Raw genomic sequence first — 24491 nt, 5'->3', positions numbered from 1 at the left:
GGGTTGTGCGGAAGTTCGCACCGGCGCCTCGTGCTTGTGGTCTGTGCCTGTGCAATCATATCGCCACCTCGATTTTTCCCCGTTTTCGAACCCCAGGATCAGACCTCGTGCGGAGTCGTGCGTCCTATCGCGTCAGCCATTTACTGCCTCCCTTGATGTTGATGGTGGGGGGCGGAATAGTGGGTTCGCTGTCGGGGATGAGCGAGTTCTTCACCTCCCTTTTCAACGTGCTTCCCACCCTTCTCCTGCTGCTGGGGGGTGCCTTCTGCGCGGCCTACGGACGAGTGCGCCAGGTGGCGCTGCTGCTGGTCGTCTACCTGGCCTACTACCAACTGGATACCCAGGTCGATTACTACCAGGTCGAGCGGGTGGTGCGGGAGGACGCCGGGCTGGTTTTTCATCTGGCCAGCCTGCTGCTGCCCATGCTCTACGGCCTCTATGGCTGCTGGGAGGAGCGCACCCACCTGCTGCAGGATTTCGTTGCCCGAGGCGCAGTTTTGATAGCTGTGCTCGGCGTCTTGGTGGCGCTGGGCAGCAGCTACCCGGATGCGATGCTAGGCGTGATCGGCAAGATTTACTGGCCCATGCTGCATGGCCACTGGATGACCCTGGTACAGGTCGTCTACCTGGCGTTCGCCATCGCCCTGGTGGCGCTGGTGGTCATCTATGTGCGTCAGCCTCGCCCGCAGCACGCCGCCCAACTGCTCGGCCTGTGCGGCTTGCTGTGGATGCTGCCCAAGACTTTCATGCTGCCCCATGCGCTGCACGTGATGAGCAGCGTAGTGATGCTCGCACTCACAGCGTCGGTGGCCCATGAGGCTTACCAGATGGCATTCCGTGACGAGCTCACCGGCCTGCCCGGTCGTCGCGCGCTGAACGAGCGGCTGCGGCGTCTCGGCCGCAACTACGTGCTGGCCATGACCGACGTCGACCACTTCAAGAAATTCAACGACACCTACGGCCACGACGTGGGCGACCAGGTTTTGCGCCTGGTGGCCAGCCGCCTGCGCAAGGTCGGTGGCGGCGGTAAGGTCTATCGCTACGGTGGCGAGGAGTTCACCATCCTCTTCCCCGGCAAGTCGGTGGACGAGTGCATGCCGCACCTGGAGGCGGTGCGCCAGGCCATCGAGCAGTACCAGATGCATCTTCGTGACCAGGGCAGTCGTCCGAAGAGCGACGAAACCGGCCGCTCCAAGCGTGGTGCCGCCAGTGGGCAGACGGTGTCGGTGACCATCAGCATCGGCGTGGCCGAGCGGGATGCCGAGCAACGTAGCCCGGAAGAAGTGATCAAGGCCGCTGACCAGGCGCTCTACAGCGCCAAGAGCGCCGGACGTAACCGGGTCTTCCGGCATGGCGAGAATCGCCGGGGTGCCGTGCGAGTGAAGCGCGCCGCCGTCTGACGCGGGCGGTTATGACGCTGCATTCAGCAGGGTCAGCGTCGTTGTTACAGTGCTGGGGCGCGAGTAGGGTCGTTGAATCGACCTCCAAGGAGTTTCCGCCATGCCCGAGTACAAGGCCCCACTTCGCGACATCCGCTTCCTCATCGACGAAGTCTTCGACTACCCGGCCAGCTATGCGGCCCTGGGCGCCAGCGATGCCACCCCGGACATGGTCGCCGCCATTCTCGAAGAAGGTGCCAAGTTCTGCGAGCAAGTGCTCTCGCCCATCAACCGCTCGGGCGATGAAGAAGAGTGCCAGTGGCAGGACGGCGTGGTGACCACGCCCAAGGGTTTCAAGGAAGCCTTCGCCCAGTACGTCGAAGGTGGCTGGAATGGCCTGGCGGCGGATCCGGCCTATGGCGGCCAGGGCCTGCCCCATTCCCTCGGACTGATCATCAGCGAAATGGTCGCCTCGGCCAACCAGTCCTGGGCCATGTACCCAGGCCTGACCCACGGCGCCATGTCGGCCATCCATGCCCACGGCAGCGAAGAACAGAAGCAGACCTACCTGACCCGCCTCACCGAAGGTCGCTGGACCGGCACCATGTGCCTGACCGAGCCCCATTGCGGCACCGACCTCGGCATCATCAAGACCCGAGCCGTTCCACAGGCTGATGGCAGCTACGCGATTTCCGGCACCAAGATTTTCATCTCCGCCGGCGAGCACGATATGAGCGAGAACATCGTCCACCTGGTGCTGGCCAAGCTGCCCGACGCACCCGCTGGCACCAAGGGAATCTCCCTGTTCATCGTGCCCAAGTTCCTCCCCGCGGGTGCGAGCGTTGGCGAGCGCAATGCCGTCTCCTGCGGGTCCATCGAACACAAAATGGGCATCAAGGCTTCGGCAACCTGCGTGATGAACTTCGACGGCGCCAAAGGCTTCCTCATCGGTGAGGCCAACAAGGGCCTGAACTGTATGTTCACCATGATGAACCATGCGCGTCTGGGCACCGGCATGCAGGGTCTTTGCCTCGGCGAAGCCAGCTACCAGGGGGCCGTGCGTTATGCCAACGACCGTCTGCAGATGCGTGCCCTTACCGGGCCCAAGGCGCCGGACAAGGTCGCCGACCCGATCATCGTGCATCCCGACGTGCGCCGTATGCTGCTGACCATGAAGGCATTCAACGAAGGCAACCGGGCTCTGGCCTACTTCACTGCCCAGCAACTGGACATCGCCCATCGCAGCGATAGCGCCGAGCAGCGCGAAGAGGCCGAGAACCTGCTCGCCTTCCTCACGCCGATCTGCAAGGCCTTCATGACCGATACCGGCCTCGAAGCCACCAACCTCGGCATGCAAGTGTTCGGTGGCCACGGCTATATCCGCGAGTGGGGCATGGAGCAACTGGTGCGCGATTGCCGCATCGCCCCCATCTACGAAGGCACCAACGGCATCCAGGCGCTCGACCTGCTGGGCCGCAAGGTGTTGGGGAGTCAGGGCAAGCTGCTGCGCGGTTTCACCAAAATCATCCACAAATTCTGCCAGGCTCAGGCCGAGCATCCGCGTTTCAAGGGCCACGCGGCTGAACTGGCACGTCTCAACCAGCAGTGGGGCGAGCTGACCCAGAAGGTCGGCCTGGCCGCCATGAAGAATCCGGACGAGGTGGGTGCAGCCGCGCTGGATTACCTGATGTACTCCGGCTACATCACCCTGGCCTGGTTCTGGCTGCGCATGGCCGTTGTGGCGGATGCCAAGCTGGAGGCGGGCAGCGGCGACAGCGCCTACTATCAGACCAAGCTGGCGACCTGCGATTTCTACTTCAAGCGCCTGCTACCGCGTACCGAGTCCCACCGCGCGGCCGTGGAAGCCGGCAGCGATTGCCTGATGCAATTGCCGGCAGAGCATTTCAGTCTGTAACGCACCGATGGACGGTCGGAGGCCCGCCTGGTGCGGGCCTTTTTCATGCGGGGAAAGGGTGTGACCTTATGTGAATATTTGGTCACATTAGGACTCTATGTCTCTTAAAAGTTGTTCATGTACACTGCGGACCTCTTCCGTGAACCGGCCGACCCTGGCCACCTGTGAGTGATTGCGAGGTTTGCACATGGCTGACTACAAAGCGCCCCTGCGCGATATGCGCTTCGTCCTCAATGAAGTTTTCGAGGTAGCCAAGCTCTGGGCTGAGCTGCCTGCCCTGGCCGAAGTGGTCGACGCCGATACCGCCTCCGCCATCCTGGAAGAAGCCGGCAAGGTCACCGGTGGCGTGATCGCCCCGCTGAACCGCAGCGGCGACGAAGAAGGCTGCCAGTGGAAAGACGGTTCCGTGAGCACTCCGGCGGGCTTCCCCGCGGCCTACAAGACCTACGCCGAAGGCGGCTGGGTTGGTGTGGGCGGTGACCCCATCTTTGGCGGCATGGGCATGCCCAAGGTGATTTCCGCCCAAGTCGAAGAGATGGTCAATGCGGCCAACCTGTCCTTCGGCCTGTACCCGATGCTGACCGCAGGCGCCTGCCTGTCGATCAACGCGCACGCCAGTGAAGAGCTGAAGGAAAAGTACCTGCCGAACATGTACGCGGGTGTCTGGGCTGGCTCCATGTGCCTGACCGAGCCGCATGCCGGTACCGACCTCGGCATCATCCGCACGAAGGCCGAACCCCAGGCTGACGGCAGCTACAAGATCTCCGGCACCAAGATCTTCATCACCGGCGGTGAGCACGATCTGACCGAGAACATCATCCACCTGGTACTGGCCAAGCTGCCGGATGCCCCGGCCGGCCCGAAAGGCATTTCCCTGTTCCTGGTGCCCAAGGTCATGGTCAACGCGGACGGTTCTCTGGGCGAACAGAACGCCGTCTCTTGCGGTTCCATCGAACACAAGATGGGCATCAAGGCCTCTGCCACCTGCGTGATGAACTTCGACGGCGCCACCGGCTACATCGTCGACGCCCCGAACAAGGGCCTGGCCGCCATGTTCACCATGATGAATTACGAGCGCCTGGGCGTGGGTATCCAGGGCCTGGCTTCTGGCGAGCGTTCCTACCAGAGCGCCGTGGAATACGCCCGTGAGCGTATCCAGAGCCGCGCGCCGACCGGCCCGGTCGCCAAGGACAAGGCTGCTGACCCGATCATCGTCCATCCGGACGTGCGTCGCATGCTGCTGACCATGAAGGCAGCCAACGAAGGCGGCCGTGCCTTCTCCAGCTACGTGGCCATGCAGCTGGACACCGCCAAGTTCAGCGAAGACACCGCCGTGCGCAAGCGCGCCGAAGAAATGGTCGCCCTGCTGACCCCCGTCGCCAAGGCTTTCCTCACCGACCTCGGTCTGGAAACCACTATCCACGGCCAGCAGGTATTCGGCGGTCACGGCTTCATCCGCGAGTGGGGCCAGGAGCAGCTGGTGCGTGATGTGCGCATCACCCAGATCTACGAAGGCACCAACGGCATCCAGGCACTCGACCTGATGGGCCGCAAGATCGTCGGCAGCGGTGGCGCGTTCTACAAGCACTTCGCCGACGAGATCAAGGCGTTCGCCAATGGCGCCTCCGCCGAGCTGGCCGAGTTCACCGAACCGCTGAAAGCTGCCGTCGCCAACCTCGACGAGCTGACCGCCTGGGTCCTGGACCGTGCGAAGAACAACCCGAACGAAATCGGCGCTGCCTCGGTCGAGTACCTTCATGTGTTCGGCTACACCGCCTACGCCTACATGTGGGCCCTGATGGCTCGCGCTGCGCTGGGCAAGGAAGGTCAGGACGAGTTCTACGCCAGCAAGCTCGGCACCGCGCGCTTCTACTTCGCTCGCCTGCTGCCGCGCATCCACTCCCTGACCGCCTCGGTGAAGGCCGGCAGCGAGTCGCTCTACCTGCTCGACGCCGCGCAGTTCTAAGCGCTAGTCGGCAAACACGAAGCCCCGCAATTGCGGGGCTTCGTATTTTCCGGGAGATGCTTTTCGGTAGGGGCTAATTCATTCGCCAAGGACAGCGCAGCTGTCCCCACAAGCTTTCCTACGGCTGTAGCGAATCCGCCAATGACGGGTCATCGATGAAGCGGTTGCGGTTGCCCTGGATCGCCTCGATGCGGCTATTGCGGGCGCGTTCTTCGTCGTCCACCGGGTCGAGGCGGTTCCACTGCTGGAACATCTGCAACTGGCCGACGATGGGCAGGCCATATTCGCTGTGCATGTAGAAGATCGCGCGGGCTACGTTGCCCTTGGCGGCGTCGCGAGGTTCGACGAGTTGGTAGGCGGATTTGAAGTCACAGTCGGCCAGCGTGCGCTGTCCACCGTCGCCGACATCGCCGAACAGGGCATTGCGGCGGGCCAGTTCGATGCGCGACTGGTCCGGGTAGAGGTTGTGCAGGTCGGAGAGCATGTAGGGGTATTGCGCATTGGCAGCTTGGCACTGGCTGTCGGTGACGCAGCGCAGTGCGCTCTTGATCTGCTTGGCGCTGTACACCGGGCTGGCACTGAGCAGGCCGCCGGGAGCGCTGAAGGTCTTGCCGCAATAGAGCGTGACGCCTCCGTCGGCGTAGAGCTGTTGCCAGAAGGCCTGCTCGACCGCGGCCTTCGGATCGGCCAGGCGATCCTGGCCACCGGCGAATGCATGGCTGGCGACCAGGGCCGCCAGGCAGGAAAGGGCAGTAAGAATTGGGCGCATGGTCATGACCCTGGGACCGCCTTGTCGGGGTCTGTAGTTCTTGTAGGACAAAACGAGTCTAACAAGAGCACCGGGGGCAAACCAAGACCAACCGATCGCTTGCTTGGTTGTACCTTGGGTTGCAATAAGAGGGCCTCGGATAATTCCGAAATCGTGTAAGCATTAGCTTACAAATGCTGGTGGCTATAGCTCCTTTCAGACCCTGGTAGAGGGGATTAATCTTCACTCCATTGGACGTCGCGCAGGAAGCGCATTGCAAAACAGGGATACGCCGGATTCCGCCAGGATGGCGGTCAGATCAGGGATGTCGGGACACAGTCTGCAAAACCTCGCTTCGGCGAGGTTTTTCTTTTTCTGCGTTGCAAAACTCCCCCAGCTCAATAGTCCTTCGGCCCCACCACCCCTTCCAGTACCGAGCGCAGCAACTCCAAGGTCGCCTGCTGGCGCTGGGCATCGCGAAACACCAATCCCACCTTCAACGGCACCCGTGGCTCGCTAAGCGGCTTCCACAACAGACCCTGGTTCGCATGCATCTGTCGCGCGCGGCCGGGCAGCACCGTCGCCAGCATGGTGTGCGGCAGGCTGTCGAGGATGCCCGCCATGTGGTTCAGCTCCGCCTGCACGTGCGGGCGGCGGCCGAGCAGGGCGAGTTGCTCCTGCCAGATCTGCCGGATGCGGAACTCCTCGCCGAGCAGCAGCATCGGCAGCTCAGCCGCCTGGGCCAGGGAAACCTTCTTGAACTCCTTCAGTGGGTGCTCGGAGGGAATCACCAACTGCAACTCATCCTCGTAGAGCAACTGGCTGTGCAGCCCTGGTTGGCGCGGTGGCAGGAAGCCGATTCCGATATCCAGGTTGCCGGTCAGCAGGCGGCGTTCGATATCCAGTCCCGACAGTTCATAGATCTGTACCACCAGCTGTGGCTGTGCCTCGCGCAGGCGCTCCAGCAGCATGGGGACCAGCGCCGCATTGACCGTCTGCAGTACGCCGATAGCCAGGCTGCGCGGCGACTGGCCACGGAATCCGCGCAACGCCTCACGGGCGCGTTCCAGCCCATCCAGTAGTGGCAGGGCGTGGCCATACAGGGTGTGCGCGGCCAAGGTCGGCAGCAGGCGTTTTCCGCTGCGCTGGAACAGGCTGACATCCAGGTTCTGCTCCAACTGGCGAATCTGTTGGGAGAGCGCTGGTTGCGACAGGCTCAGACGCTCGGCGGCGCGACCGACGTGGCCTTCCTCGTAAAGCGCGACGAAGTAGCGAAGCTGGCGAAAATCCATAAGCGTTACTTATCGATAAAGCTGGAAAAACGAAATGGCCCGTGATGCTTCAAGGCCATAGCCTATGCCACGTAGAGACTGCATCTGGTGCTGGAGAGGGCGAATGTGCGCATGGGTCGTAAATGGCGTTTTCATAGGTAAAGCCGAAGATATAGGCGGTGGTTTGTCCAGTGCAATCGACAAGCAATCGATCGACCACCGTCTCTGGCTCTGGCCCCAGGGCCTGGGCAGCGACGAGCAGGGTGACCCGCGTTTCCACGGTGGTCCCGAACGTGCGCTGCACCATTACCCGGCCGAGCACTACCAGTACTGGCGCAAGCATTTTCGTCACCTCGAATGGAAAGCACCAAGCTTCGGCGAGAACCTTTCCACCTGCGGCCTCACCGAAGACCAGGTGTGCATCGGCGATATCTTCCGCTGGGGGCAGGCCTTCATCCAGGTCAGTCAGCCGCGTTCGCCCTGTTACCGCCTGAGCCGCCGTTGGGACATTCCCGAATTGCCGGAGCGGGTGCAGGAAACCGGCCGCTGTGGCTGGTTCTACCGCGTGCTGCGGCCCGGCTTCGTCAGCCAGGAAGACTCGCTGGAACTGATCCAGCGCAGCTACCCCGGCCTGACCGTTGCCCACACCATCCAGAGCTTCTTCCATTTCCCGCTGGAACACGCCGGCCTGCAGCAACTGCAACAGTGCGAAGCGCTGTCCACGCGCTGGCGCGAAACGGCTGCCCGTCGTCTCAGCACAGGCCTTTTGGAAGACTGGAGTGCCCGTTTGCAGGGCTTGCCGCTGGAGGGGATGCGCGCATGAGCGACTACCGCATAAGCCTGCGCCGTGACGACGTGCTGTTCGCCGAGATCAGCGTAAGCCAGGCGCGCTACGTGGAGATGACCCGCGAGATGCGTAAGCGCTTCCCCCGCGAGGAGGGTTTCAGCCTGCACATAGAGCGTCGTCGAGAACTCCGCCGCATCCTCGAACAGGGCCCGGACGGCCTGCGCCTGCTGGGCGTCGAGTATCGACATGAGGAGGTCCCGGAGCATGCGTGATGCTCTCGCCGGTCTGCGCTTGATGAAAACCGTGGAACGTCCCGACCAACTGTTCGTGCGCGGCCAGGGTTCCTGGCTCTGGGATTCCGAAGGCCATGCCTTCCTCGACTTCACTCAGGGCTGGGCGGTGAACAGTCTGGGCCACAGCCCCAGCGTCGTGGTCAATGCGCTCAAACGTCAGGCGGAGAACCTGATCAATCCCGGGCCGGCCTACTACAACCGCGGAATGCTCGAACTCGCCTCGCGCTTGTGCCAGGCAAGCGGCAGCGACCAGGTGTACTTCCTCAACAGTGGCGCCGAGGCCAACGAAGGGGCCATCAAGCTGGCTCGCAAGTGGGGTCAGCTGCATCGGGGTGGGGCCTTCGGCATCGTCACCGCCAGCAACAGCTTTCACGGCCGCACGCTGGCCACCATGTCCGCTTCCGGTAAGCCGGTCTTCGAATCGATGTTCGAGCCGAAGGTGCCGGGCTTCACCAAGGTTCCGTACAACGACCTCGATGCCCTGGCCGCCGCTGTGGACGAGACGACGGTGGCAGTGATGCTGGAGCCGGTGCAGGGCGAAGCCGGCGTCATCCCCGCCACACTGGAGTACTTCCAGGGCGTCGAACGCCTGTGTCGGGAACGCGGCGTGCTGCTGATCCTCGACGAAGTACAGACCGGCATCGGCCGTTGCGGCACCCTGTTGGCGGAAGAGCTCTACGGCATCCGTGCCGACATCATCACCCTTGGCAAGGGGCTGGGTGGCGGAGTACCCCTCGCTGCCTTGCTGGCGCGTGGCAATGCCTGTTGCTTCGAACCAGGCGAGCAGGGTGGCACCTACCATGGCAACGCATTGATGACCGCTGCCGGCCTTGCCGTACTGAATACGGTGCTGGAGTCTGGCTTTCTCGAGCAGGTCCGAGATGTCGCCCAGCACTTGCGCGAAGGATTGGCGCGGGTATCCCGTCGCCATGGGCACGGTCCCCTGCGTGGCCACGGCCTGATGATCGGCCTGCCGCTGATTCGCCAGTCCGCACCCCTCGTGGCCCGACACGCCTTCGCCGAAGGATTGCTGATCAATGCGCCGCAGCCTGACTGCCTGCGCTTCACCCCGGCGCTGACGGTAAGCCGCGCCAATGTCGATGAAATGCTCAAGCGCCTGAACCGCGCCTTTGCCCTGGCCAAGAGCGAACCCCTGGAGATCGCCTGACATGCGCGTTGCCATCCTGCAGCATGCCCCCTTCGAAGGCCCTGGCCGCATCCAGCAATGGCTCGACCTGCGCGCCGCGCAGGTTCGGATGTACAGCCTTTACGCCGATGCCCTCCTGCCGAGTCCCGACGACTTCGACCTGCTCATTGTCATGGGAGGGCCCATGAGCGTGCATGACGAAGCGGAGCTTCCCTGGCTGAAGGCCGAGAAGAAATTGATCCGCAAGGCACTCGACGCGGGCAAGCGCGTACTGGGCATCTGCCTCGGTGGCCAGTTGCTGGCCCAGGCCCTGGGCGCGGTAGTGCGCAAGGGCGAGGCAGAGATTGGCTGGTGGCCGATGGAGAAGCACCTCGAGGCGGATCGCACCTCGCTGGGCCGCATGCTGCCCCAGCGGTTGTTGGCAATGCACTGGCACGGTGAGACCTTCGACCTGCCGTCCGGGGCGATTCCCCTCTACGGTTCGGCGGCCTGCGCCAATCAGGGGTTTGTCTGGGAAGAGCGGGCCATTGGCCTGCAATGCCATCTGGAAAGCACGCCGGAAAGCATCGAAGCGATGCTGGAGGCCTGCGCGGCGGATCTTGAGCTTTCAGGTTCCGTGGAAGACGCGTCGGCCATTCGCGACGGCATCCCTCACTGCAGCGCACTGGCGCCGACGCTGTTCCGCCTGCTGGACTACCTGACCGGACCGCATGCCGCGCTGACTTGATCTTTCGCAGGCTTGATCCGCTTTTCCTGTGGGGGCGAATTCATTCGCCAAGCAGGCCGCAGGTCTGCCCTTCGAGATATCAGGGTAGCTTCGTTACCCCAAGCGAATGAATTCGCCCCGACAGAAGTCTCGGGTTCAGCTCAGCGGGCGATACAACTCCGCCCGCCGATCCCTGAGGTAGGTAAGACTCTCCCGCGAGGCCTCCAGCTTGTCCCGCCTGAGGTCGGCGAAGGCCAGGGTCTCTTCGCGTCCACAAATCGCTGCCTGGCTGCCGTCCGGCGCGCAAACGCTGGAGAGGCCGCAGTAGCGGATTTCTCCCTCGGAACCGCAATAGTTGGCGTAAGCCAGGTAGCACTGACTTTCGAATGCGCGGGTGCGGACCAGCACGTCGCAGACGAAGTCAAACGGCTCCATGTTGGCGGTCGGCACCAGTACCGCATCGGCGCCGGCGAGTGCCAGGCGGCGGACGTTCTCGGGGAACTCCACGTCGTAGCAGATCAGCATGCCCAGCTTCCAGCCGTTCAGTTCCACCAGCGGATAGTCGTCGCCGCCGGCGCTGAACATGCTCCTGTCCAGCTCGCCGAAGAGGTGGGTCTTGCGGTAGTTGCCTAGACGCTGGCCCTGGGCGTCGATCAGTTGCACCGAGTTGAAGATGGCGCCTTCGGCGCTACGTTCCGGGTAGCCGTAGAGGATGGCGATGCCGTGCTCGCGGGCTATCCCGGCTATTCGTCCGGCCCAGGCACCGTCGCAGGGGTCGGCCAGGGCGCTGACCGCTTCCGCGCCAATGTTGTAGCCGCTGAGGTACATCTCCGGCGTAACCAGCAGCTGTGCGCCGCGCCGGGCGGCCTCAGCCGCCCGCAGATGCAGGCGATCGAGGTTGGCCGCCGGATCGCGCGGCAAGGGTGGGCACTGATAGAGGGCGATGCGCATGGACGTCTCCCGACTCAGTCAGGCAGGGCGATGGGACCGAGCTCAGCGAAGCAGTCACCGGGGCCGGGGTTCTCGGACGGAGTGCTGCCGCCGAAGTGCTTCATGATGCCCCAGACCGCGTTGAGCGAGGTCTGTACCGCACCTTCCACCCAGGCCGGGGTCCAGGACACGTCGTCACCGGCGATGAAGATGCCGCGCTGCTCGGCGGGCATGTCGTCCTGCATGAAGTGGGCGTACATGCGCTGGTTGTAGCGATAGTGGCCCGGCAGCGCGCCTTTGAAGGCACCGAGGAAGTGCGGGTCCGATTCCCAGGAAATGGTAATTGGATCGCCGATGATGTGGCCGGCGATATCCACGTCCGGGTAGATCTTCTTCAGCGCATCCAGGGCCAGCTTCACGCGCTTCTCCACCGGGTGCGGCAGCATCTTCAGCGCGTCGCTCATCCAGGAGTAGGACAGGCAGATCACGCCGGGCTTGTCGTCGCCGTTGTCGAACAGGTAAGTGCCGCGGGTCAGGCGGTCGGTGAGGGTCATGCTCAGGGTGTCGCGGCCGGTTTCCGGATTCTTGTCCTTCCAGAACGGGCGATCGACCATCACGAAGGTCTTGGAGGACTGCATGTAGCGCGTGCGGTCCAGAGCCATCCACATCTTCTGCGAGAACAATGATTCTTCGCACTCGATCTGGGTGGTCAGCAGCCAGCTCTGGCAGGTGGCGAGCACCGCCGCGAAGTGACGGGTATCGCCCCAGTTGTCGGTCACCGCAAGACGACCATCGGCGGCGCGGGCGATGCGTTTCACACCAGGACGCGGTGCGCCGTTGTGCAGGGACGCCAGGCTGGTACCAGCCGGCCAGTGCACGCACTTCTCCGGGACATGGCGCCAGATGCCCATGGGCACTTGCTGCACGCCGCCAACGATCAGGTGCTGGTTGTCGTCGCAGGCGGTCATCACCACGCGGAAGATTTCCAGCATCGAGTTGGGGAAGTCGGAGTCCCAGCCGCCGGTGCCGAAGCCTACCTGGCCGAACACTTCGCGGTGGTGGAAGGACAGCTTGGCGAAGGCCTTGGAGCTGGCAACGAAGTCATAGAAAGTGCGGTCGTCCCACAGTGGCACCAGGGTGTCCCACAGTTCTTTCAGGCGTTTTACATCGCGGTCGCGGATGGCCTGCTGGATGTCGCCGAAGCGGGCGCCGTCTTCCAGGGCATCAGCCCAGGCGTCGGCCACTTCCTGGAAGAGCGCCGGCAGGTCGGCCATCTTCTCCGCGTAGTAAGTCTTGCCCTCGATATCGATCACCGTGCTGCCCGAGGCCGGGGTCAGCGGGTTGGGGAAGGGCTGGGTCTTGAGACCGAGCATGTCGACGTAGTGGTAGAAGGCAGTGGATGAGGCCGGGAAGCGCATGCCGCCCAGTTCCGCGATGATGCCGTCAGTGCCTTCGAAGGTCTGCGAACGCAGGCGTCCACCCATCTTGGAGGCTTCATAAACCACGGGCTTCAGGCCCAGCTTCATCAACTCGTAGGCCGCCACCAGGCCGGCGATGCCGGCTCCGACAATGGCCACCTCGGCCCCATGCTGTTCAGCCGGAATGCTGCCCAGGCCCGCTGGATGCTCGATCCAGTCATCGAAGGCGAAGGGGAAGTCCGGGCCGAAGATGGTGATGGGTTTCTTGCCGTCGGCAGGGTGGCGATCGTTCTTGTTCATGATGGACCTTGAAGGCTTGTGGAAGAGCGGCCCGGAGGCGCGGTGGAGCCATTCTAGGGAGCGTCGATTTCGTCCATAAGACGCAGAGTGTCGTCATTTGGTAGTCATTCAATGCGATATGACGATCACATTGCGCTAAACGACGAACATGCTTGCGTGCGCTTTCCATCAGCGTAGTCAGTGGAGGGAGCGAGGTTCGTAGGTTGGTTCGAGCTACGCGAGGCCCAACAGGCGGAGGCAGACGGCCAATCGTAGGGTTTCGCTGCACTCTGGCGGGATGCCGCGCGCGCCAACCTAGGTGCTGGCGGGCGCCAACGGCTGGCCGCGATCGATCTTGCAACTGAGGATGATCGAGGTCGTGGTCTTCTCCACCCCGTCGACGCTGCCGATCAGGTCCAGCAGTTCATCGAGGCGCTCGGGGGAATCGGCGCGCAACCAGGCGACGTAGTCGAACTCGCCGCTCACTGCGCAGAGCACCTGCACCTCTGCCATTCCCGTCAGGCGCCGCAACACGTCCTTGCCGCTACGAGGCTTCACGGTGATCCCCACGTAGGCTTGCAGGCCACCATCGGCCACTCGCTGGCCCAGGCGCACGCCGTAGCCGGTGATTATCCGCGCCTTTTCCAGGCGGGCCAGGCGCGAGGTCACCGTAGTGCGCGCGATACCCAGGCGTCGCGCCAGCATGGCCACACTTTCGCGGGCGTTGATCTGCAGGGCGGCGATCAGCTGGCGGTCGATTTCGTCGAGGGACAGGTCGGACATGGACGGGCTCGGTCGGTGGCGTGCTTGGAGGTTAGCGGGTGCGCAAGGCTACCTGAAGCCGGCATGCGACGCCCACTGGTCGGCACCCCTGTCGCAGTGCCTGGTACCGACCCAGACTGAACGGAACACGACCGGCGTTACACCGGTCCCACCCACATCCTTCGGGAGCCTCGTCACCATGAGTCCCTTCTCCCCTTGTCGCTGGACCTTGCTCGCCGCATTCATCTGCCTGCCGGCTATCGCCGAAACCGTGGTGCCCCTGCAGGGGCAGACCCAGCAGCAGATCCAGCAGGACGTCGCCAACTGTCAGGCCCAGGCCGGCAGCGCCGCTCCTCCCGCCGACACCAACCCAAGCGGCGGTCGTGTCCGGGGTGCCGCCACGGGGGCGATGGCCGGTGCCGTCGTTGGCCAGGCGCGCAGCAACGACTACGACCGTATCGATGACGATCTGCAGAAGGAGTACCGGCAAGAGAAAGCCAAGGACGCCGCCGTGGCCGGTGCCGTAGTCGGCGGCTCGCGCCAACGCCAGGAGCGTCGGCAGAACCGCCGCACCAACGAGCAGGCTAGCAGCACGGCGTCGTCGGCCTATATGAGCTGCCTGCAGCAGCGTGGCTATCAGGTTACGCCTTAGGCATTGCCCCGCGCCTGTTGCTCCAGATGGGCCTGCAGGTCCGGATCGAGTTTCAGCTGATAGGCCAGTTCGTCCAGGTAGCTGCGTTCCGCAGCCTGCTGGTCATCCACCAGCATCACGCTGGCCAGGTACATCTCGGCGGCCATGCCAGGGTCCGTGGCGGACTGCGCCACGTCGGCTGCATCCAGCGGGCTGCGCACTTCCTGGTCCAGCCACTCCTGCAATTGCGGGTCGTCGGTATGCCGGGAAATCTCCGCGTAGATGGTCTGTTTTTCCTGCTCGTCGATGCGCCCGTCCGCCTTGGCCGCGGCGATCAATGCGCGAAGGATGGCCAGGCTGTGGTCATCGGCTTCGGCGCCGGAAAGCTGGTCCACCGTGCTGATTGCCTGCTGGGGGGCGGAAGACTGCTGGCGCTGCCAGGACTGATACGCCTGAAAGGCCATCATGCCCAGGGAGGCCAGCGCAGCGTAGTTCATTCCGCCGGCACGCCCGCCACCACTCCCCATCGAGCCACCACCCATGGATGCACCGCCCTGGCCACCGCCAAGGATGCCGCCGAGCAAGCCTCCCAGTCCGGCATTGGCGCCGCCGCCACCTCCCATGAGACCGCCCAACAGACCGCCGAGTCCGCCCAGAGGGTCCTGCGACGACATTCCTGCTTCGCCCCGTTGCGCTGCCCCGGCCTGGCCGGACCGCAGTAGTTGTTCGAGCAGATCACTGGTGTTCATGGCCGGGTCCTCTCCTGCTGGCCGTTTGCCGGTCAGGGAACGATAGACCCCGTCGTAAGCGGGGGCATGACCGTCGGGCGGCGAAGATTGTTGCGCGCCGCGGAAAAGCGCTTTCAGCAAAGGCGTCTTTTTCCTGCGCCTTGCCTGGAGTCGAATTGGCACATGGGCCGAGCACGCATCGGCAACGATGTCAGGGCCTTCCAGTCAAATCAGGAGAACCACCATGAACCGTGCAATCGCCACCAGTACCACCTTGCTGCTCGCTTTCCTGGCCAGCGGCAGTGTCTTCGCCGCGAAATCCGCTGAATCCGTGCCCTACAGCTACGGCATGCCGCTGGACGTCGCCCGTGTCATCTCCATAGACGAGCCCAACTCACTGACCTGCGAGACCATCCAGGCGAAGATGACCTACGTCGATTCCCAGGGCGAAGAGAAATCCGTGACCTACCTGAAGGAGTCCAGCGCCTGCGCCAACAGCTGACGCAGGCGTGCAGGTCGCCAAGGGCTGCGCAGCTGAGCATCGCCCCAGGGTGACTTAAACCACCATCTCCGCCACGAACGCCTCGAATGACGTCGCCGTGGTGTTTTCAGGACGCCGTCCTTCCAGGGACTTCACCCGCCGCTCGTTGATGCCCTGGGCCAGCTCCGCATAGAGCCCGGCGAGGTCTGCCGAGAACCCCGCTTCCTGCAGCATCCCCGCCATTTCGCCATAGGGCAGTTGCACATAGGGCAGGTCCGGCCGACCCAGGTGCTCGCCCAGGATGCGCGTGGCCTCGCCATAACTGATGTCCCGCTGTCCCAGCAGTTCGCGCACCTGTACTCCGTGCCAATCGCGGTCGAGCAGCGCGGCGAGGGCTGCATCGGCGATGTCCTGCGAGGCGATCATCGGCACCGGCACGTCCGCGTCGACGCCGTCGGCCACCAGGCCGTGCTGCTCGATCATGTACAGCGCCGGCAGCAGGTTCTCAAAAAAGACACCCGCCCGAAGGATCAGCACATCGACGCTCGACACCGCGCGCAGGCGCACTTCCTGCTCATGCATGCTGGCAATCGGACCGTTGCCCGAAGCCAGCTCCGCGCCGACGCTCGATAGCGCCACCACGCGGCGGACGCCGCTGTTGCGTATCGCCTTCACGATGGCTTCACCCACATCTGCCTGCTGCGCCATGTAATCGGCCACCGACGGGTCGTAGGGCAGCAAGGTGTAGACCACGTCGGCGCCATGAAAGGCCTTGGTCAGGTAAGCCGCATCGTTCGGCTCACCGGCCATCACTTCGGCCCCGGCATCCTTCAGCTCGGCCAGGCGTTCAGCCGAACGTCCCAGTGCGCGAACCGGATGACCCGCTTTCAGCAGTTGCCAGGCGATGCGTTTGCCCGTGTGCCCGGTGGCACCCATTACCGTGATCATCTCGTCCTCCTGGTCGCGCTTGTCTGTCCGGCACATGCCTGAGCGCTTGAGATCAAGTCTCAGCCGAGAGCATTGGACGAACAATGATCACGGGTCGATGATTCATGATCAATCGTCCAGAGATGAGCAAGCCACCATGGACCCGAACACCCCCTGGCAATCCCACGATCCCCTGGGTGAAGCACTGCACCTGCTGCGCATGAGCGGGACGCTCTATTGCGCATCTGAGTTCACCGCGCCCTGGGGGCTGGGGCTGCCGTCGATGGAGGACTGCCTGATGTTCCATGTGGTGACATCCGGCGAATGCTGGCTCGAAGTGGGCGGGCACGAACCGCTGCTACTGCGCGCGGGCGACCTGGCGCTGGTGCCCCATGGTCAGGGCCATAGCCTGCTGAGCGGGAGGAACGTGGCGGCGGTGCCGTTGTTCGATCTGCCGCGAGAGTGCCTGAGCGACCGCTACGAGATCATTCGCCATGGCGGCGGCGGCGCTCCGGTTAGCCTGGTCTGCGGGGCAGTGCGCTTCGACCATCCGGTGGCGCGGCAACTGGTACGCCTGCTTCCGCCGTTGTTGCACGTGGAGGCGACCAGCGCCGAACACGCCGACTGGCTGCAGGGTACCTTGCGCTTCATGCGCGACGAGGCACGAGCCATGCGCCCGGGTGGCGAGACGGTGGTAACGCGGCTGGCCGACATCCTGGTGATCCAGGCCATTCGTGCCTGGATCGAGCGCGACCCTGCGGCCCAAACCGGCTGGCTTGGTGCCTTGCAGGACCGCCAGATCGGTCGCGCCATCGGCCTGATTCACCGTGACCCGGCGCGAGACTGGAGTCTCGTGTCCCTGGCCGAAGTCGCTGCCATGTCGCGCTCCGCCTTCGCCGCACGCTTCACCGCCCTGGTGGGCGAACCGGCCATGCAATACCTGACCCGCTGGCGCATGAACCTTGCGCTGGGCTGGTTGCAGGAAGGGGACGTGTCAATCGCGGCCCTGGCCGAGCGCCTGGGCTATCAGTCGGAAGCTGCCTTCAGTCGCGCCTTCAAGCGCTGCCATGGCATGGCGCCCGGTGCTGCAAGGAATGCCACGAAAATCAATCGATAAAACTCACCATCTGCGAATCATTTACATTTGATTTGCAAATGCTAATTGTTACCATTTGTTCTTTTTCACAATGACTAAGGAACTCTTGGTGGCTAGAAAGCGTATTGCCCCGGCATCTCTGCCGATGCTGGGCCTGCTGGTAATTCCCGCTGTCCAGGCTGAAACCGGGGAGGCGCTGGCCATTCCGGCGACCTCGGTGACCAGTGCCTACGAGCAGCAAAGCTACAAGGCCACCGAGAGCCGAAGCGGGCTGAAGATCGACGCGCCACTGCGTGACATTCCCCAGACCGTCAACGTGGTGCCTGAGAGCGTGATCAAGGACCAGGGCGCCCAGTCCATGGAAGACGTGCTGAAGAACGTCCCCGGCATTGGTCTTTCCAACGGTGATGGCCAGCGCGACCAGGTCACCATCCGCGGATTCAGCGCCATTGGCGATATGTTCGTAGACGGCATCCGTGATGACGCGCTGTACTTCCGCGACCTCTCCAACGTCGAACGCGTCGAGGTCATCAAGGGCCCGGCTGCCGTGCTTTACGGGCGTGGTTCTTCCGGTGGCCTGATCAACAGCGTGAGCAAGAAGCCCGGTTTTGATCCCAAGCGGGAGCTGGGTGTCAGCTTCGACAGTGAAGGCAAGCGTCGCACCCAGTTCGATGCCGGCTGGGGCGACCAGCAGCAGCGCGACAAGGCGTTCCGCGTCACCGGTGCGTTCGAAGACAGCGACACCTTCCGCGATGACGGCTACATCGACCGCAAGGCGATTGCGCCGTCCGCTTTCTTCAAGCTGTCCGATGACCTGGAGCTCAACCTGGGCGCCACCTACCTCTACGACAAGCGCTTGATCGATTTCGGTATCCCCGCGCTTGGCGATCGCCCGGTACACGTCGACCGCGAGAAGCGCTTCGGCTCCGGTGACGCGGACCAGGACTACGCCCGCAGTGAAGTGTTCTCCTTCACTGCCGGCCTGGACTACCGCATCAACGACGAGCTGACGTTGAGCAACACCACCCGCTACTACCACTACGACCTGGACCGCAACAACACCCTGGCCGACAGCAGTCCGACCCGTTTCGTCACCGCCCCCAACGGCGAGCTGCTGGTGAAACTGAACCGTGGAAACGTGGCGCGTGATGAGTACGGTGTGTTCAACCAGACCGAACTGAAGCAGCAGGCCCAACTGGCCGGAATGCAGCACAGCCTGCTCTACGGTGTGGAGCTGGGCCACCAGGACAAGTACCAGCGCGTATTCAGCCAGAACAACGTGGCGCAGGTTCCGGTCTACCGTGACGCCCTGGTTCCGGTACCGGAGCACGCCAGCAACCTGTCTTCCAAGGGCACCAACTTCCAGGACACTGCCGGCTTCTACGTGCAGGACCTGATCGAGCTGACTTCGCAGTGGAAGGCGCTGCTCGGCGTACGCTACGACATCTTTGGCCAGGAATATGATGATGATCGCCTGGCCAACGTCGACCTGGACCGTACCGACAAGACCTGGAGCCCGCGTGCCGGCCTTGTGTTCCAGCCGGATCAGATCCAGTCCTACTACGCCTCGGTGAGCCGTGGTTATCAGCCGTCGGGCGAAGTGTTTGCCCTGGCGCCGAGCAACCAGCACCTGGAGCCTGAAGAAACCACCAACTACGAGGTGGGCGCCAAGTGGGACCTGCTCGACAACCGCCTCTCGGTCACCGCAGCGGTGTTCCGCCTCGAGCGCACCAACATGAAAACCACCGACCCGACCACCAACCTGACGGTGCTTGCCGGTGAGCAGCGCACCGATGGTTTCGAAGCCACCTTCAGCGGCCAGATCACCGAGAAGTGGAATGTCTACGGCGGCTACGCTTACCTGGACGCGGAGATCACCAAGTCCACCAACAAGACCAACGGCGTGCCCAACGAAGGCCAGGTACCGACCCTGACGCCGCGCAACAGCGCCAACCTCTGGGTGGTGCGCTCGCTGACCCCGGAATGGCGTCTCGGCATGGGCGCCAACTACGTGGATGACCGCTACACCGCACTGGACAACAAGGTCGTGATGCCCAGCTACACGACCTTCGATGCGGCGCTGCTCTACAACCTGCCGCAATGGGACATGGCGCTGCGTCTGCACAACGTGTTCGACCGCGACTACTACGCCTCGGCCCATGGCTCGGTGGACCTGATCACCCCCGGCGCACCTCGTACCCTGGAGGTCAGCGCCAACTACCGGTTCTGATCGCGCAGTGAATGAAAGCGCCCGGCTAATGCCGGGCGTTTTTGCTTGTGGGGACGCAGGTTGGCTCGGTGCCAATCCCTTTCGCGAATGAATTCGCTCCTACAGGGCAGGTCTTCGACCTGCTTGGCGATTGAAATCGCCCCTACAAGATCGACTCAATTCGCTTGCAGCTTCTTCAACGCTTCGCAGCTCGGTGGGTACTGTTTGTCGCACGCGCTCTGGAATAGCGCGCGGGCCTGATTGGGGTCCTGTTTCAGACCTTCGGCGCCCTGGGCGTACATGCTGCCCAGCACGTGCTGCGCCATGGCATTGCCGGCGGCAGAGGCCTGGCTGAGGTACTTGTGCATGGCACGTTGATCGGCGAAGGCGGGGTCGGCGCGTCCGGTGTAGAGAAAGGCGAGGCTGAAGGCCGACTGGGAATGCCCCTTGTCGGCCGCTTGCTTCCACCAGTACTCGGCCTGCTTGAGGTCCTTCTGCGGCTTGCCGACGAAGAACAGGCTGCCGAGCTGGTACTGCGCGTCAGGGTCACCACGTCCGGCCTGTTGCTTGAGCCTTTCGAATTCGCTGGCCTGTTGGTCCTGCGGCGGGGTGGCTGGTGCCTGCGGCTGGCCGGCTGGCGGCGTGGCGGGTGGTTGCTGCTGTTGCTGGGTGCATGCACCCAGCAGGGCCAGTGCGGCGATGCAGACGAGTCGCGGCAAGGCGCGTTGGATGGACATGGGTGGAGTTCTCCCTGGCAGATCAGGGAGGAGGGTAGTTGCATCCGGCGGCCCCGTCACTCGCCCGTTTGCCTGGATGGTGGGAGCGAATTCATTCGCGAAAGGCCCGCGCAGCGGCCCTCGCCGTCTCGCTCAATCCCAGTTCGGGGCGAAGTCCGGCGCGGCCAGACGCTCGCCGCGATCCAGTGTCGCGATCGCCGCCATTTCAGTTTCGGTCAGCACAAGCTCCTGGGCCCGCAGGTTGCTGGCCAGGTTATCGCGGCGGGTGGAGGAGGGAATCACCGCGAAGCCCTGCTGCAGCAGCCAGGCCAGGGCGACCTGGGCCGGCGTGGCGTCGTGGGCGGTGGCGATGCCCCGGATCACCGGGTCGTGCATGACCTTGCCGTAGGCCAGCGGCATGTAGGCGGTGAGGTGGATACCCTGGCTGCGGGCGAACTCCACGACCTTGCGGTTCTGCAGGAAGGGATGGATTTCCACCTGGTTGGTGGCGATAGCTTCCTTGCCAACTGCGTCGATAGCCTGCTGCATGTGCGAGAGGGTGAAGTTGGAGATGCCGATCTGCAGCGTCAGGCCGCGTGCCCTGGCTTCGGCCAGGGCGCCCATGTACTCGGCCACCGGAATGGCATCGGCGGGGCTGGGCCAGTGGATCAGCGCCAGGTCCAGCCGCTCCAGGCGCAGCTTGGCCAGGCTCTCTTCCAGGCTGGGGATCAAACGGGCGGCGGTGAGGTTCTCCGTCCAGACCTTGGTGGTGACGAACAATTCGTCACGCGGCACACCGCTTTCGGCGATGGCCAGGCCAACGTCGGTTTCGTTGCCATAGATCTGTGCGGTGTCGATGTGGCGGTAGCCCAGTTCCAGTCCATTGCTGACCGAATCGATCACCTGCTGTTCCTTGAGGCGGAACGTGCCGAGGCCGAGTGCGGGAATGCTCATGAGGAATCTCCAGTTCAGTCGAACATGCCCGAGAAAGGGCGGATGGCGCACAGTGTCGCCGCTCGACTCATGCGAAAAAACCGAGTATCAAGCCAAAGATATTTGCTTGGGAGTCACGAATGAAAACTACCCTGGACGAGCTGCAAGCCTTTGCCACCGTGGTCGATACCGGCTCGATCACCGCCGCCGCCGAGCAACTGGCGCAGACCGCCTCGGGCGTAAGTCGCGCCCTGAGCCGGTTGGAGGAAAAGCTCGATGTCACGCTGCTGCGCCGCACCACGCGGCGCCTGGAACTGACGGAGGAAGGCGAGGCGTTCCTGTGCCAGGCGCGGCGCATTCTCGCCCAGGTGGAGGAGGCCGAAGAGCAGATGGCCCTGCGCCGGCAGAAGCCAGCGGGACGGCTGCGGGTCAATGCCGCTTCGCCATTCATGCTGCATGTGCTGGTGCCGCTGGTTGCGGGTTTTCGTGAGCGCTACCCGGAGATCGAACTGGAACTACACAGCAGCGACCAGATCATCGACCTGATCGAGCATCGCACTGATATCGCCATTCGCATCGGCACCCTGCGCGATTCCACCCTCCACGCCCGCCCGCTTGGCAGCAGCCGCATCCGTGTGCTGGCCAGCCCCGCCTACCTCAAGGTTCATGGCACGCCGAAGGATGTCGAAGCGTTGCAGCAGCGCAGTCTGATCGGTTTCACCCAGCCGGAAACCCTCAACCTCTGGCCCCTGCGCAACACCTTGGGTGACGAGTTGCCGATCGAGCCTGCGATCAAGGCTTCCAGCGGCGAAACGCTACGCCAGTTGGCCCTGTCCGGTGCCGGCATCGTGTGTCTCTCCGATTTCATGACCCAGGCCGACCGCGCGGACGGCAGCCTGGTGCAGGTGCTGGTACGCGAGACGTTGGAAGTGCGCCAGCCGATCAATGCCGTCTACTACCGCAATACCGCGCTGGCCTCTCGCATCACCTGCTTTCTCGATTACGTAGCGGAGTGCCTGAAGGCGCAGGTGTGGACGCAGCAGTAGGCTGAATCATGCACGTCTGTCCGTAATTTCAATCACCTCTACCCTGAGATAGCTGTTATTTGTGCGGCTTCTCGGATCTTGTGTTGTTTATTTCAAACAAATTGCTTGGCTGAGTGAATATTTTTCTGTAGATTTTCATGAAATCTACAGATAAAAATTTCACGAGGCACCCATGTTCAAGCAGTCCGCCCAGCATGTCGGCACCTACTACGCCCGCACCTACCCAGGCAGCATTCCCCTGCGTCCGAGCCAGGCCGGTAGCGAGGAGACCGATGTCCTGATCATCGGGGCCGGTTTCAGCGGGCTGCATACCGCCCTGCGTCTTGCCGAGGCCGGCAAGCGCGTAACCCTGCTGGAAGCCAGCCGCGTGGCCTGGGCGGCCTCCGGGCGCAATGGCGGGCAGGCATTGCTGGGCTGGTCCTGCGATATGCCGCCGCTGGAAAAGGCACTGGGTCTGGAGCGTACCCGTCGGTTGTGGGACAGCATGCGCTGGGCCGCAGGCGAGATGCGTGAGCTGCCGGTCCGCCACGGGTTCGATGTGGATTACCGCGTCGGCAGCCTCTGGACCGCCGTGATGGAACGTCGGGTGAAACTCCTCGAAGAGGCCCAGGAAGACGCCATCCATAAATGGGGCTACGACCGGATGCGCCTGATCCGCCGCGACGAACTGTCCGAGTGGATCGACAGCCCGCGTTACCAGGCGGCGCTGTACGACCCGGAAGCTGCCCACCTCAATCCACTCAAGTTGGCCCAGGGCCTGGCCGCCGCCATCGAAGCCCGCGGCGGGCGCATCTATGAGCAGAGCCGGGTGCTGGAATACCGTGAAACGCCTTCCGGCTATGTGGCCCGTACCGCGCAGGGCGAAGTGCGCGGAAGCATCCTGGTGATGGCCTGCAACGCCTACGTCGACCGCCTCGACCGCCAGCTTTCCAGCCGCCTGCTGCCGGTAGGTTCCTACCAGGTGGCGACCGCGCCGCTGGACCCGGAACTGGCGCGCTCGCTGCTGCCGAAGAACAGTTGCGCGATCGACAACCAGTTCGTGCCTGACTACTTCCGCCTTACCCCTGACCACCGACTGTTGTTCGGCGGCGGCTGCACCTACCTGGGCGGCCTGCCCAAGGATGTGCCGGCGGCCACGCGTCCATATCTGGAGCGCGTATTCCCGCAGCTCAAGGGCGTGGAAATCGAATTCGGCTGGGGCGGCCACATCGACGTCAGCATGAAGCGCACCCCGGACATCGGTCGCGAAGGCTCGCGCTATTGGCTGCAGGGCTTCTCCGGTCACGGAATCCTGCCGACCCTGGCCGGCGCCAAGGCGGTGAGCGACGCCATCCTCGGCAATGACGACCTGATCGACCTCTACCAGGCCATCGGCAACCCGCGCTTTCCGGGCGGCTCGCTGCTGGCCGCGCCGCTGGAAGCGGCCGGCAAGGCCTATTACCGGCTGCGCGATGTAATTTAAGTGCTCTGTGCGGGGGACGATGCCCTCTCCCCCGGCCCCTCTCCCACCCGCGGGAGAGGGGGGACTCAAGGAGACACCATTGGACAAGCAAGACGAAATCGAAAGCCTCGCGATCCTGATTCGTGACCTGCGCAAGCACAAGAACGTGACCCTGGGGGACCTCGCCACGCGCATCGATCGCTCGGTGGGGTTCCTTTCCCAGGTGGAGCGTGGGCTGTCGCGCCCGACAGTTGCCGACCTTACCGCCATCAGCGAAGCGCTGGGCGTGCCCACGACTTACTTCTACAACCTGAGCAAGCCACGCGAGACGCCCTGGGTCACCCGCCCGGGCGAACGTCGCACGCTTTATTACGCCGGTGGCATTACCGACGTGCTGGCCTCGCCCACCATGTCCGGCGGCTTTTCCATGCTGGAGAGTCACCTGGCACCCGGTGCCACCAGCGGCGAGGGTCACCTGGACGACAGTTCCGAGCAGGGCGGTTTCGTCCTCGAAGGGGAGCTGACGGTCTGGTACGACGATGACACCAAGCCCGTGACCCTTTACCCCAACGACAGCTTCCAGCTGCCGCCCCATGCCCAGTTCCGCTACGCCAATCTTTCCGACAAACCGACGCGAGTCTTGTGGGTCTTCACCTGAAGCCCCCGCTCGCAGGACAGCAGT

23 protein-coding genes are annotated in these 24491 nt (G+C 63.6%); 14 read left to right on the top strand and 9 right to left on the bottom strand.

The genetic code is table 11. The features are described from left to right. Positions 1 to 155 precede the first annotated feature (155 nt). The 3 genes from D6Z43_RS17765 to D6Z43_RS17755 all read left to right on the top strand — a co-directional run bounded on the left by D6Z43_RS17765 (position 156) and on the right by D6Z43_RS17755 (position 5260). Positions 156 to 1400, top strand: a complete 1245-nt coding sequence (locus D6Z43_RS17765; protein WP_174235607.1) for a diguanylate cyclase — start codon at positions 156 to 158, stop codon at positions 1398 to 1400. A gap of 100 nt (positions 1401 to 1500) precedes the next feature. Further along, a complete protein-coding gene (locus tag D6Z43_RS17760) occupies positions 1501 to 3294 on the top strand; it encodes an acyl-CoA dehydrogenase C-terminal domain-containing protein (protein WP_120653408.1) in 1794 nt (597 codons plus the stop codon). Between the two features lie 187 nt (positions 3295 to 3481). Continuing rightward, positions 3482 to 5260 (top strand): acyl-CoA dehydrogenase C-terminal domain-containing protein, encoded by a 1779-nt coding sequence (locus tag D6Z43_RS17755; RefSeq protein ID WP_120653407.1) that lies wholly within the window; start codon positions 3482 to 3484, stop codon positions 5258 to 5260. A gap of 118 nt (positions 5261 to 5378) precedes the next feature. Here D6Z43_RS17755 and D6Z43_RS17750 read toward each other — a convergent pair whose 3' ends face one another. Then, positions 5379 to 6035: an endonuclease I family protein gene (locus D6Z43_RS17750; RefSeq protein ID WP_305955667.1), complete on the bottom strand. Its 657-nt coding sequence runs from the start codon at positions 6033 to 6035 to the stop codon at positions 5379 to 5381. Positions 6036 to 6406: 371 nt separating this feature from the next. After that, entirely contained in the window at positions 6407 to 7300 is an 894-nt protein-coding gene (locus tag D6Z43_RS17745; protein WP_120653406.1) for a LysR family transcriptional regulator, read from the bottom strand. A 103-nt stretch (positions 7301 to 7403) separates the two neighbouring features. On the opposite strand from D6Z43_RS17745, the gene D6Z43_RS17740 reads away from it, so the two are divergent. The 4 genes from D6Z43_RS17740 to D6Z43_RS17725 are packed head-to-tail and all read left to right on the top strand — an operon-like array spanning position 7404 to position 10233. After that, positions 7404 to 8102, top strand: a complete 699-nt coding sequence (locus tag D6Z43_RS17740) for an MOSC domain-containing protein (RefSeq protein ID WP_120653405.1) — start codon at positions 7404 to 7406, stop codon at positions 8100 to 8102. Next, complete coding sequence (locus D6Z43_RS17735; protein ID WP_120653404.1) at positions 8099 to 8338, top strand: hypothetical protein; 240 nt, start codon at positions 8099 to 8101, stop codon at positions 8336 to 8338. Before D6Z43_RS17740 ends, D6Z43_RS17735 begins: the two co-directional genes overlap by 4 nt. Continuing rightward, the gene (locus D6Z43_RS17730; protein ID WP_120653403.1) at positions 8331 to 9527 is read left to right on the top strand and encodes an aminotransferase class III-fold pyridoxal phosphate-dependent enzyme; all 1197 of its coding nucleotides are present in this window, start codon (positions 8331 to 8333) and stop codon (positions 9525 to 9527) included. The genes D6Z43_RS17735 and D6Z43_RS17730 overlap by 8 nt, the downstream gene beginning before the upstream one ends. Position 9528: 1 nt before the next feature. Continuing rightward, a complete protein-coding gene (locus D6Z43_RS17725; RefSeq protein WP_120653402.1) occupies positions 9529 to 10233 on the top strand; it encodes a type 1 glutamine amidotransferase in 705 nt (234 codons plus the stop codon). Between the two features lie 135 nt (positions 10234 to 10368). On the opposite strand, the gene D6Z43_RS17720 is transcribed toward D6Z43_RS17725, so the two are convergent. From D6Z43_RS17720 to D6Z43_RS17710, 3 genes are all read right to left on the bottom strand, one after another. Beyond that, positions 10369 to 11163: a carbon-nitrogen hydrolase family protein gene (locus D6Z43_RS17720; protein WP_120653401.1), complete on the bottom strand. Its 795-nt coding sequence runs from the start codon at positions 11161 to 11163 to the stop codon at positions 10369 to 10371. A 14-nt stretch (positions 11164 to 11177) separates the two neighbouring features. Next, complete coding sequence (locus tag D6Z43_RS17715) at positions 11178 to 12860, bottom strand: NAD(P)/FAD-dependent oxidoreductase (RefSeq protein WP_120653400.1); 1683 nt, start codon at positions 12858 to 12860, stop codon at positions 11178 to 11180. 294 nt (positions 12861 to 13154) lie between these two features. Continuing rightward, positions 13155 to 13622, bottom strand: a complete 468-nt coding sequence (locus D6Z43_RS17710) for an Lrp/AsnC family transcriptional regulator (protein WP_120653399.1) — start codon at positions 13620 to 13622, stop codon at positions 13155 to 13157. A 178-nt stretch (positions 13623 to 13800) separates the two neighbouring features. Between D6Z43_RS17710 and D6Z43_RS17705 the strand changes: the two genes are divergently transcribed. Next, positions 13801 to 14253: a YMGG-like glycine zipper-containing protein gene (locus D6Z43_RS17705; RefSeq protein WP_120653398.1), complete on the top strand. Its 453-nt coding sequence runs from the start codon at positions 13801 to 13803 to the stop codon at positions 14251 to 14253. Here D6Z43_RS17705 and D6Z43_RS17700 read toward each other — a convergent pair. Beyond that, a complete protein-coding gene (locus D6Z43_RS17700; RefSeq protein WP_120653397.1) occupies positions 14250 to 14981 on the bottom strand; it encodes a tellurite resistance TerB family protein in 732 nt (243 codons plus the stop codon). The genes D6Z43_RS17705 and D6Z43_RS17700 overlap by 4 nt on opposite strands. A gap of 223 nt (positions 14982 to 15204) precedes the next feature. On the opposite strand from D6Z43_RS17700, the gene D6Z43_RS17695 reads away from it, so the two are divergent. Next, positions 15205 to 15462 carry a DUF2790 domain-containing protein gene (locus tag D6Z43_RS17695; protein WP_120653396.1) on the top strand — a complete coding sequence of 86 codons (258 nt, stop codon included), beginning with the start codon at positions 15205 to 15207 and terminating at the stop codon, positions 15460 to 15462. Positions 15463 to 15516: 54 nt separating this feature from the next. Here the strand turns inward: D6Z43_RS17695 and D6Z43_RS17690 are convergent, their stop codons facing one another. Then, positions 15517 to 16389, bottom strand: a complete 873-nt coding sequence (locus D6Z43_RS17690; RefSeq protein WP_120653395.1) for an NmrA family NAD(P)-binding protein — start codon at positions 16387 to 16389, stop codon at positions 15517 to 15519. Positions 16390 to 16525: 136 nt separating this feature from the next. Here D6Z43_RS17690 and D6Z43_RS17685 point away from each other — a divergent pair, with 136 nt between their 5' ends. After that, entirely contained in the window at positions 16526 to 17485 is a 960-nt protein-coding gene (locus tag D6Z43_RS17685; protein WP_120653394.1) for an AraC family transcriptional regulator, read from the top strand. 70 nt (positions 17486 to 17555) lie between these two features. After that, entirely contained in the window at positions 17556 to 19694 is a 2139-nt protein-coding gene (locus tag D6Z43_RS17680) for a TonB-dependent receptor (protein ID WP_371924232.1), read from the top strand. A gap of 155 nt (positions 19695 to 19849) precedes the next feature. On the opposite strand, the gene D6Z43_RS17675 is transcribed toward D6Z43_RS17680, so the two are convergent. Continuing rightward, positions 19850 to 20410, bottom strand: coding sequence for a tetratricopeptide repeat protein (locus tag D6Z43_RS17675; RefSeq protein WP_120653392.1), 561 nt, complete (start codon positions 20408 to 20410; stop codon positions 19850 to 19852). A gap of 132 nt (positions 20411 to 20542) precedes the next feature. Next, the gene (gene dkgB / locus D6Z43_RS17670; RefSeq protein WP_120653391.1) at positions 20543 to 21343 is read right to left on the bottom strand and encodes a 2,5-didehydrogluconate reductase DkgB; all 801 of its coding nucleotides are present in this window, start codon (positions 21341 to 21343) and stop codon (positions 20543 to 20545) included. A 119-nt stretch (positions 21344 to 21462) separates the two neighbouring features. On the opposite strand from dkgB, the gene D6Z43_RS17665 reads away from it, so the two are divergent. The 3 genes from D6Z43_RS17665 to D6Z43_RS17655 all read left to right on the top strand — a co-directional run bounded on the left by D6Z43_RS17665 (position 21463) and on the right by D6Z43_RS17655 (position 24467). Beyond that, complete coding sequence (locus D6Z43_RS17665; RefSeq protein WP_120653390.1) at positions 21463 to 22368, top strand: LysR family transcriptional regulator; 906 nt, start codon at positions 21463 to 21465, stop codon at positions 22366 to 22368. A 172-nt stretch (positions 22369 to 22540) separates the two neighbouring features. Then, positions 22541 to 23830, top strand: coding sequence for an FAD-binding oxidoreductase (locus D6Z43_RS17660; protein ID WP_120653389.1), 1290 nt, complete (start codon positions 22541 to 22543; stop codon positions 23828 to 23830). A 79-nt stretch (positions 23831 to 23909) separates the two neighbouring features. Continuing rightward, positions 23910 to 24467, top strand: coding sequence for a helix-turn-helix domain-containing protein (locus D6Z43_RS17655; protein WP_174235587.1), 558 nt, complete (start codon positions 23910 to 23912; stop codon positions 24465 to 24467). Positions 24468 to 24491: the final 24 nt, after the last annotated feature.

The sequence above is a fragment of the Pseudomonas sp. DY-1 genome, assembly GCF_003626975.1.
Taxonomy (GTDB): domain Bacteria; phylum Pseudomonadota; class Gammaproteobacteria; order Pseudomonadales; family Pseudomonadaceae; genus Metapseudomonas.
The sequence above is the reverse complement of the archived record's forward strand: the minus strand, read 5'-3'. Positions and strand labels throughout refer to the sequence as shown.

Bases quoted from the DNA above. Each gene is read 5' to 3' on its own strand.
- D6Z43_RS17765 (WP_174235607.1), top strand. From the start codon at position 156: ATGTTGATGGTGGGGGGCGGAATAGTGGGTTCGCTGTCGGGGATGAGC.
- D6Z43_RS17760 (WP_120653408.1), top strand. From the start codon at position 1,501: ATGCCCGAGTACAAGGCCCCACTTCGCGACATCCGCTTCCTCATCGAC.
- D6Z43_RS17755 (WP_120653407.1), top strand. From the start codon at position 3,482: ATGGCTGACTACAAAGCGCCCCTGCGCGATATGCGCTTCGTCCTCAAT.
- D6Z43_RS17750 (WP_305955667.1), bottom strand. From the start codon at position 6,035: ATGACCATGCGCCCAATTCTTACTGCCCTTTCCTGCCTGGCGGCCCTG.
- D6Z43_RS17745 (WP_120653406.1), bottom strand. From the start codon at position 7,300: ATGGATTTTCGCCAGCTTCGCTACTTCGTCGCGCTTTACGAGGAAGGC.
- D6Z43_RS17740 (WP_120653405.1), top strand. From the start codon at position 7,404: ATGTGCGCATGGGTCGTAAATGGCGTTTTCATAGGTAAAGCCGAAGAT.
- D6Z43_RS17735 (WP_120653404.1), top strand. From the start codon at position 8,099: ATGAGCGACTACCGCATAAGCCTGCGCCGTGACGACGTGCTGTTCGCC.
- D6Z43_RS17730 (WP_120653403.1), top strand. From the start codon at position 8,331: ATGCGTGATGCTCTCGCCGGTCTGCGCTTGATGAAAACCGTGGAACGT.
- D6Z43_RS17725 (WP_120653402.1), top strand. From the start codon at position 9,529: ATGCGCGTTGCCATCCTGCAGCATGCCCCCTTCGAAGGCCCTGGCCGC.
- D6Z43_RS17720 (WP_120653401.1), bottom strand. From the start codon at position 11,163: ATGCGCATCGCCCTCTATCAGTGCCCACCCTTGCCGCGCGATCCGGCG.
- D6Z43_RS17715 (WP_120653400.1), bottom strand. From the start codon at position 12,860: ATGAACAAGAACGATCGCCACCCTGCCGACGGCAAGAAACCCATCACC.
- D6Z43_RS17710 (WP_120653399.1), bottom strand. From the start codon at position 13,622: ATGTCCGACCTGTCCCTCGACGAAATCGACCGCCAGCTGATCGCCGCC.
- D6Z43_RS17705 (WP_120653398.1), top strand. From the start codon at position 13,801: ATGAGTCCCTTCTCCCCTTGTCGCTGGACCTTGCTCGCCGCATTCATC.
- D6Z43_RS17700 (WP_120653397.1), bottom strand. From the start codon at position 14,981: ATGAACACCAGTGATCTGCTCGAACAACTACTGCGGTCCGGCCAGGCC.
- D6Z43_RS17695 (WP_120653396.1), top strand. From the start codon at position 15,205: ATGAACCGTGCAATCGCCACCAGTACCACCTTGCTGCTCGCTTTCCTG.
- D6Z43_RS17690 (WP_120653395.1), bottom strand. From the start codon at position 16,389: ATGATCACGGTAATGGGTGCCACCGGGCACACGGGCAAACGCATCGCC.
- D6Z43_RS17685 (WP_120653394.1), top strand. From the start codon at position 16,526: ATGGACCCGAACACCCCCTGGCAATCCCACGATCCCCTGGGTGAAGCA.
- D6Z43_RS17680 (WP_371924232.1), top strand. From the start codon at position 17,556: ATGACTAAGGAACTCTTGGTGGCTAGAAAGCGTATTGCCCCGGCATCT.
- D6Z43_RS17675 (WP_120653392.1), bottom strand. From the start codon at position 20,410: ATGTCCATCCAACGCGCCTTGCCGCGACTCGTCTGCATCGCCGCACTG.
- dkgB (WP_120653391.1), bottom strand. From the start codon at position 21,343: ATGAGCATTCCCGCACTCGGCCTCGGCACGTTCCGCCTCAAGGAACAG.
- D6Z43_RS17665 (WP_120653390.1), top strand. From the start codon at position 21,463: ATGAAAACTACCCTGGACGAGCTGCAAGCCTTTGCCACCGTGGTCGAT.
- D6Z43_RS17660 (WP_120653389.1), top strand. From the start codon at position 22,541: ATGTTCAAGCAGTCCGCCCAGCATGTCGGCACCTACTACGCCCGCACC.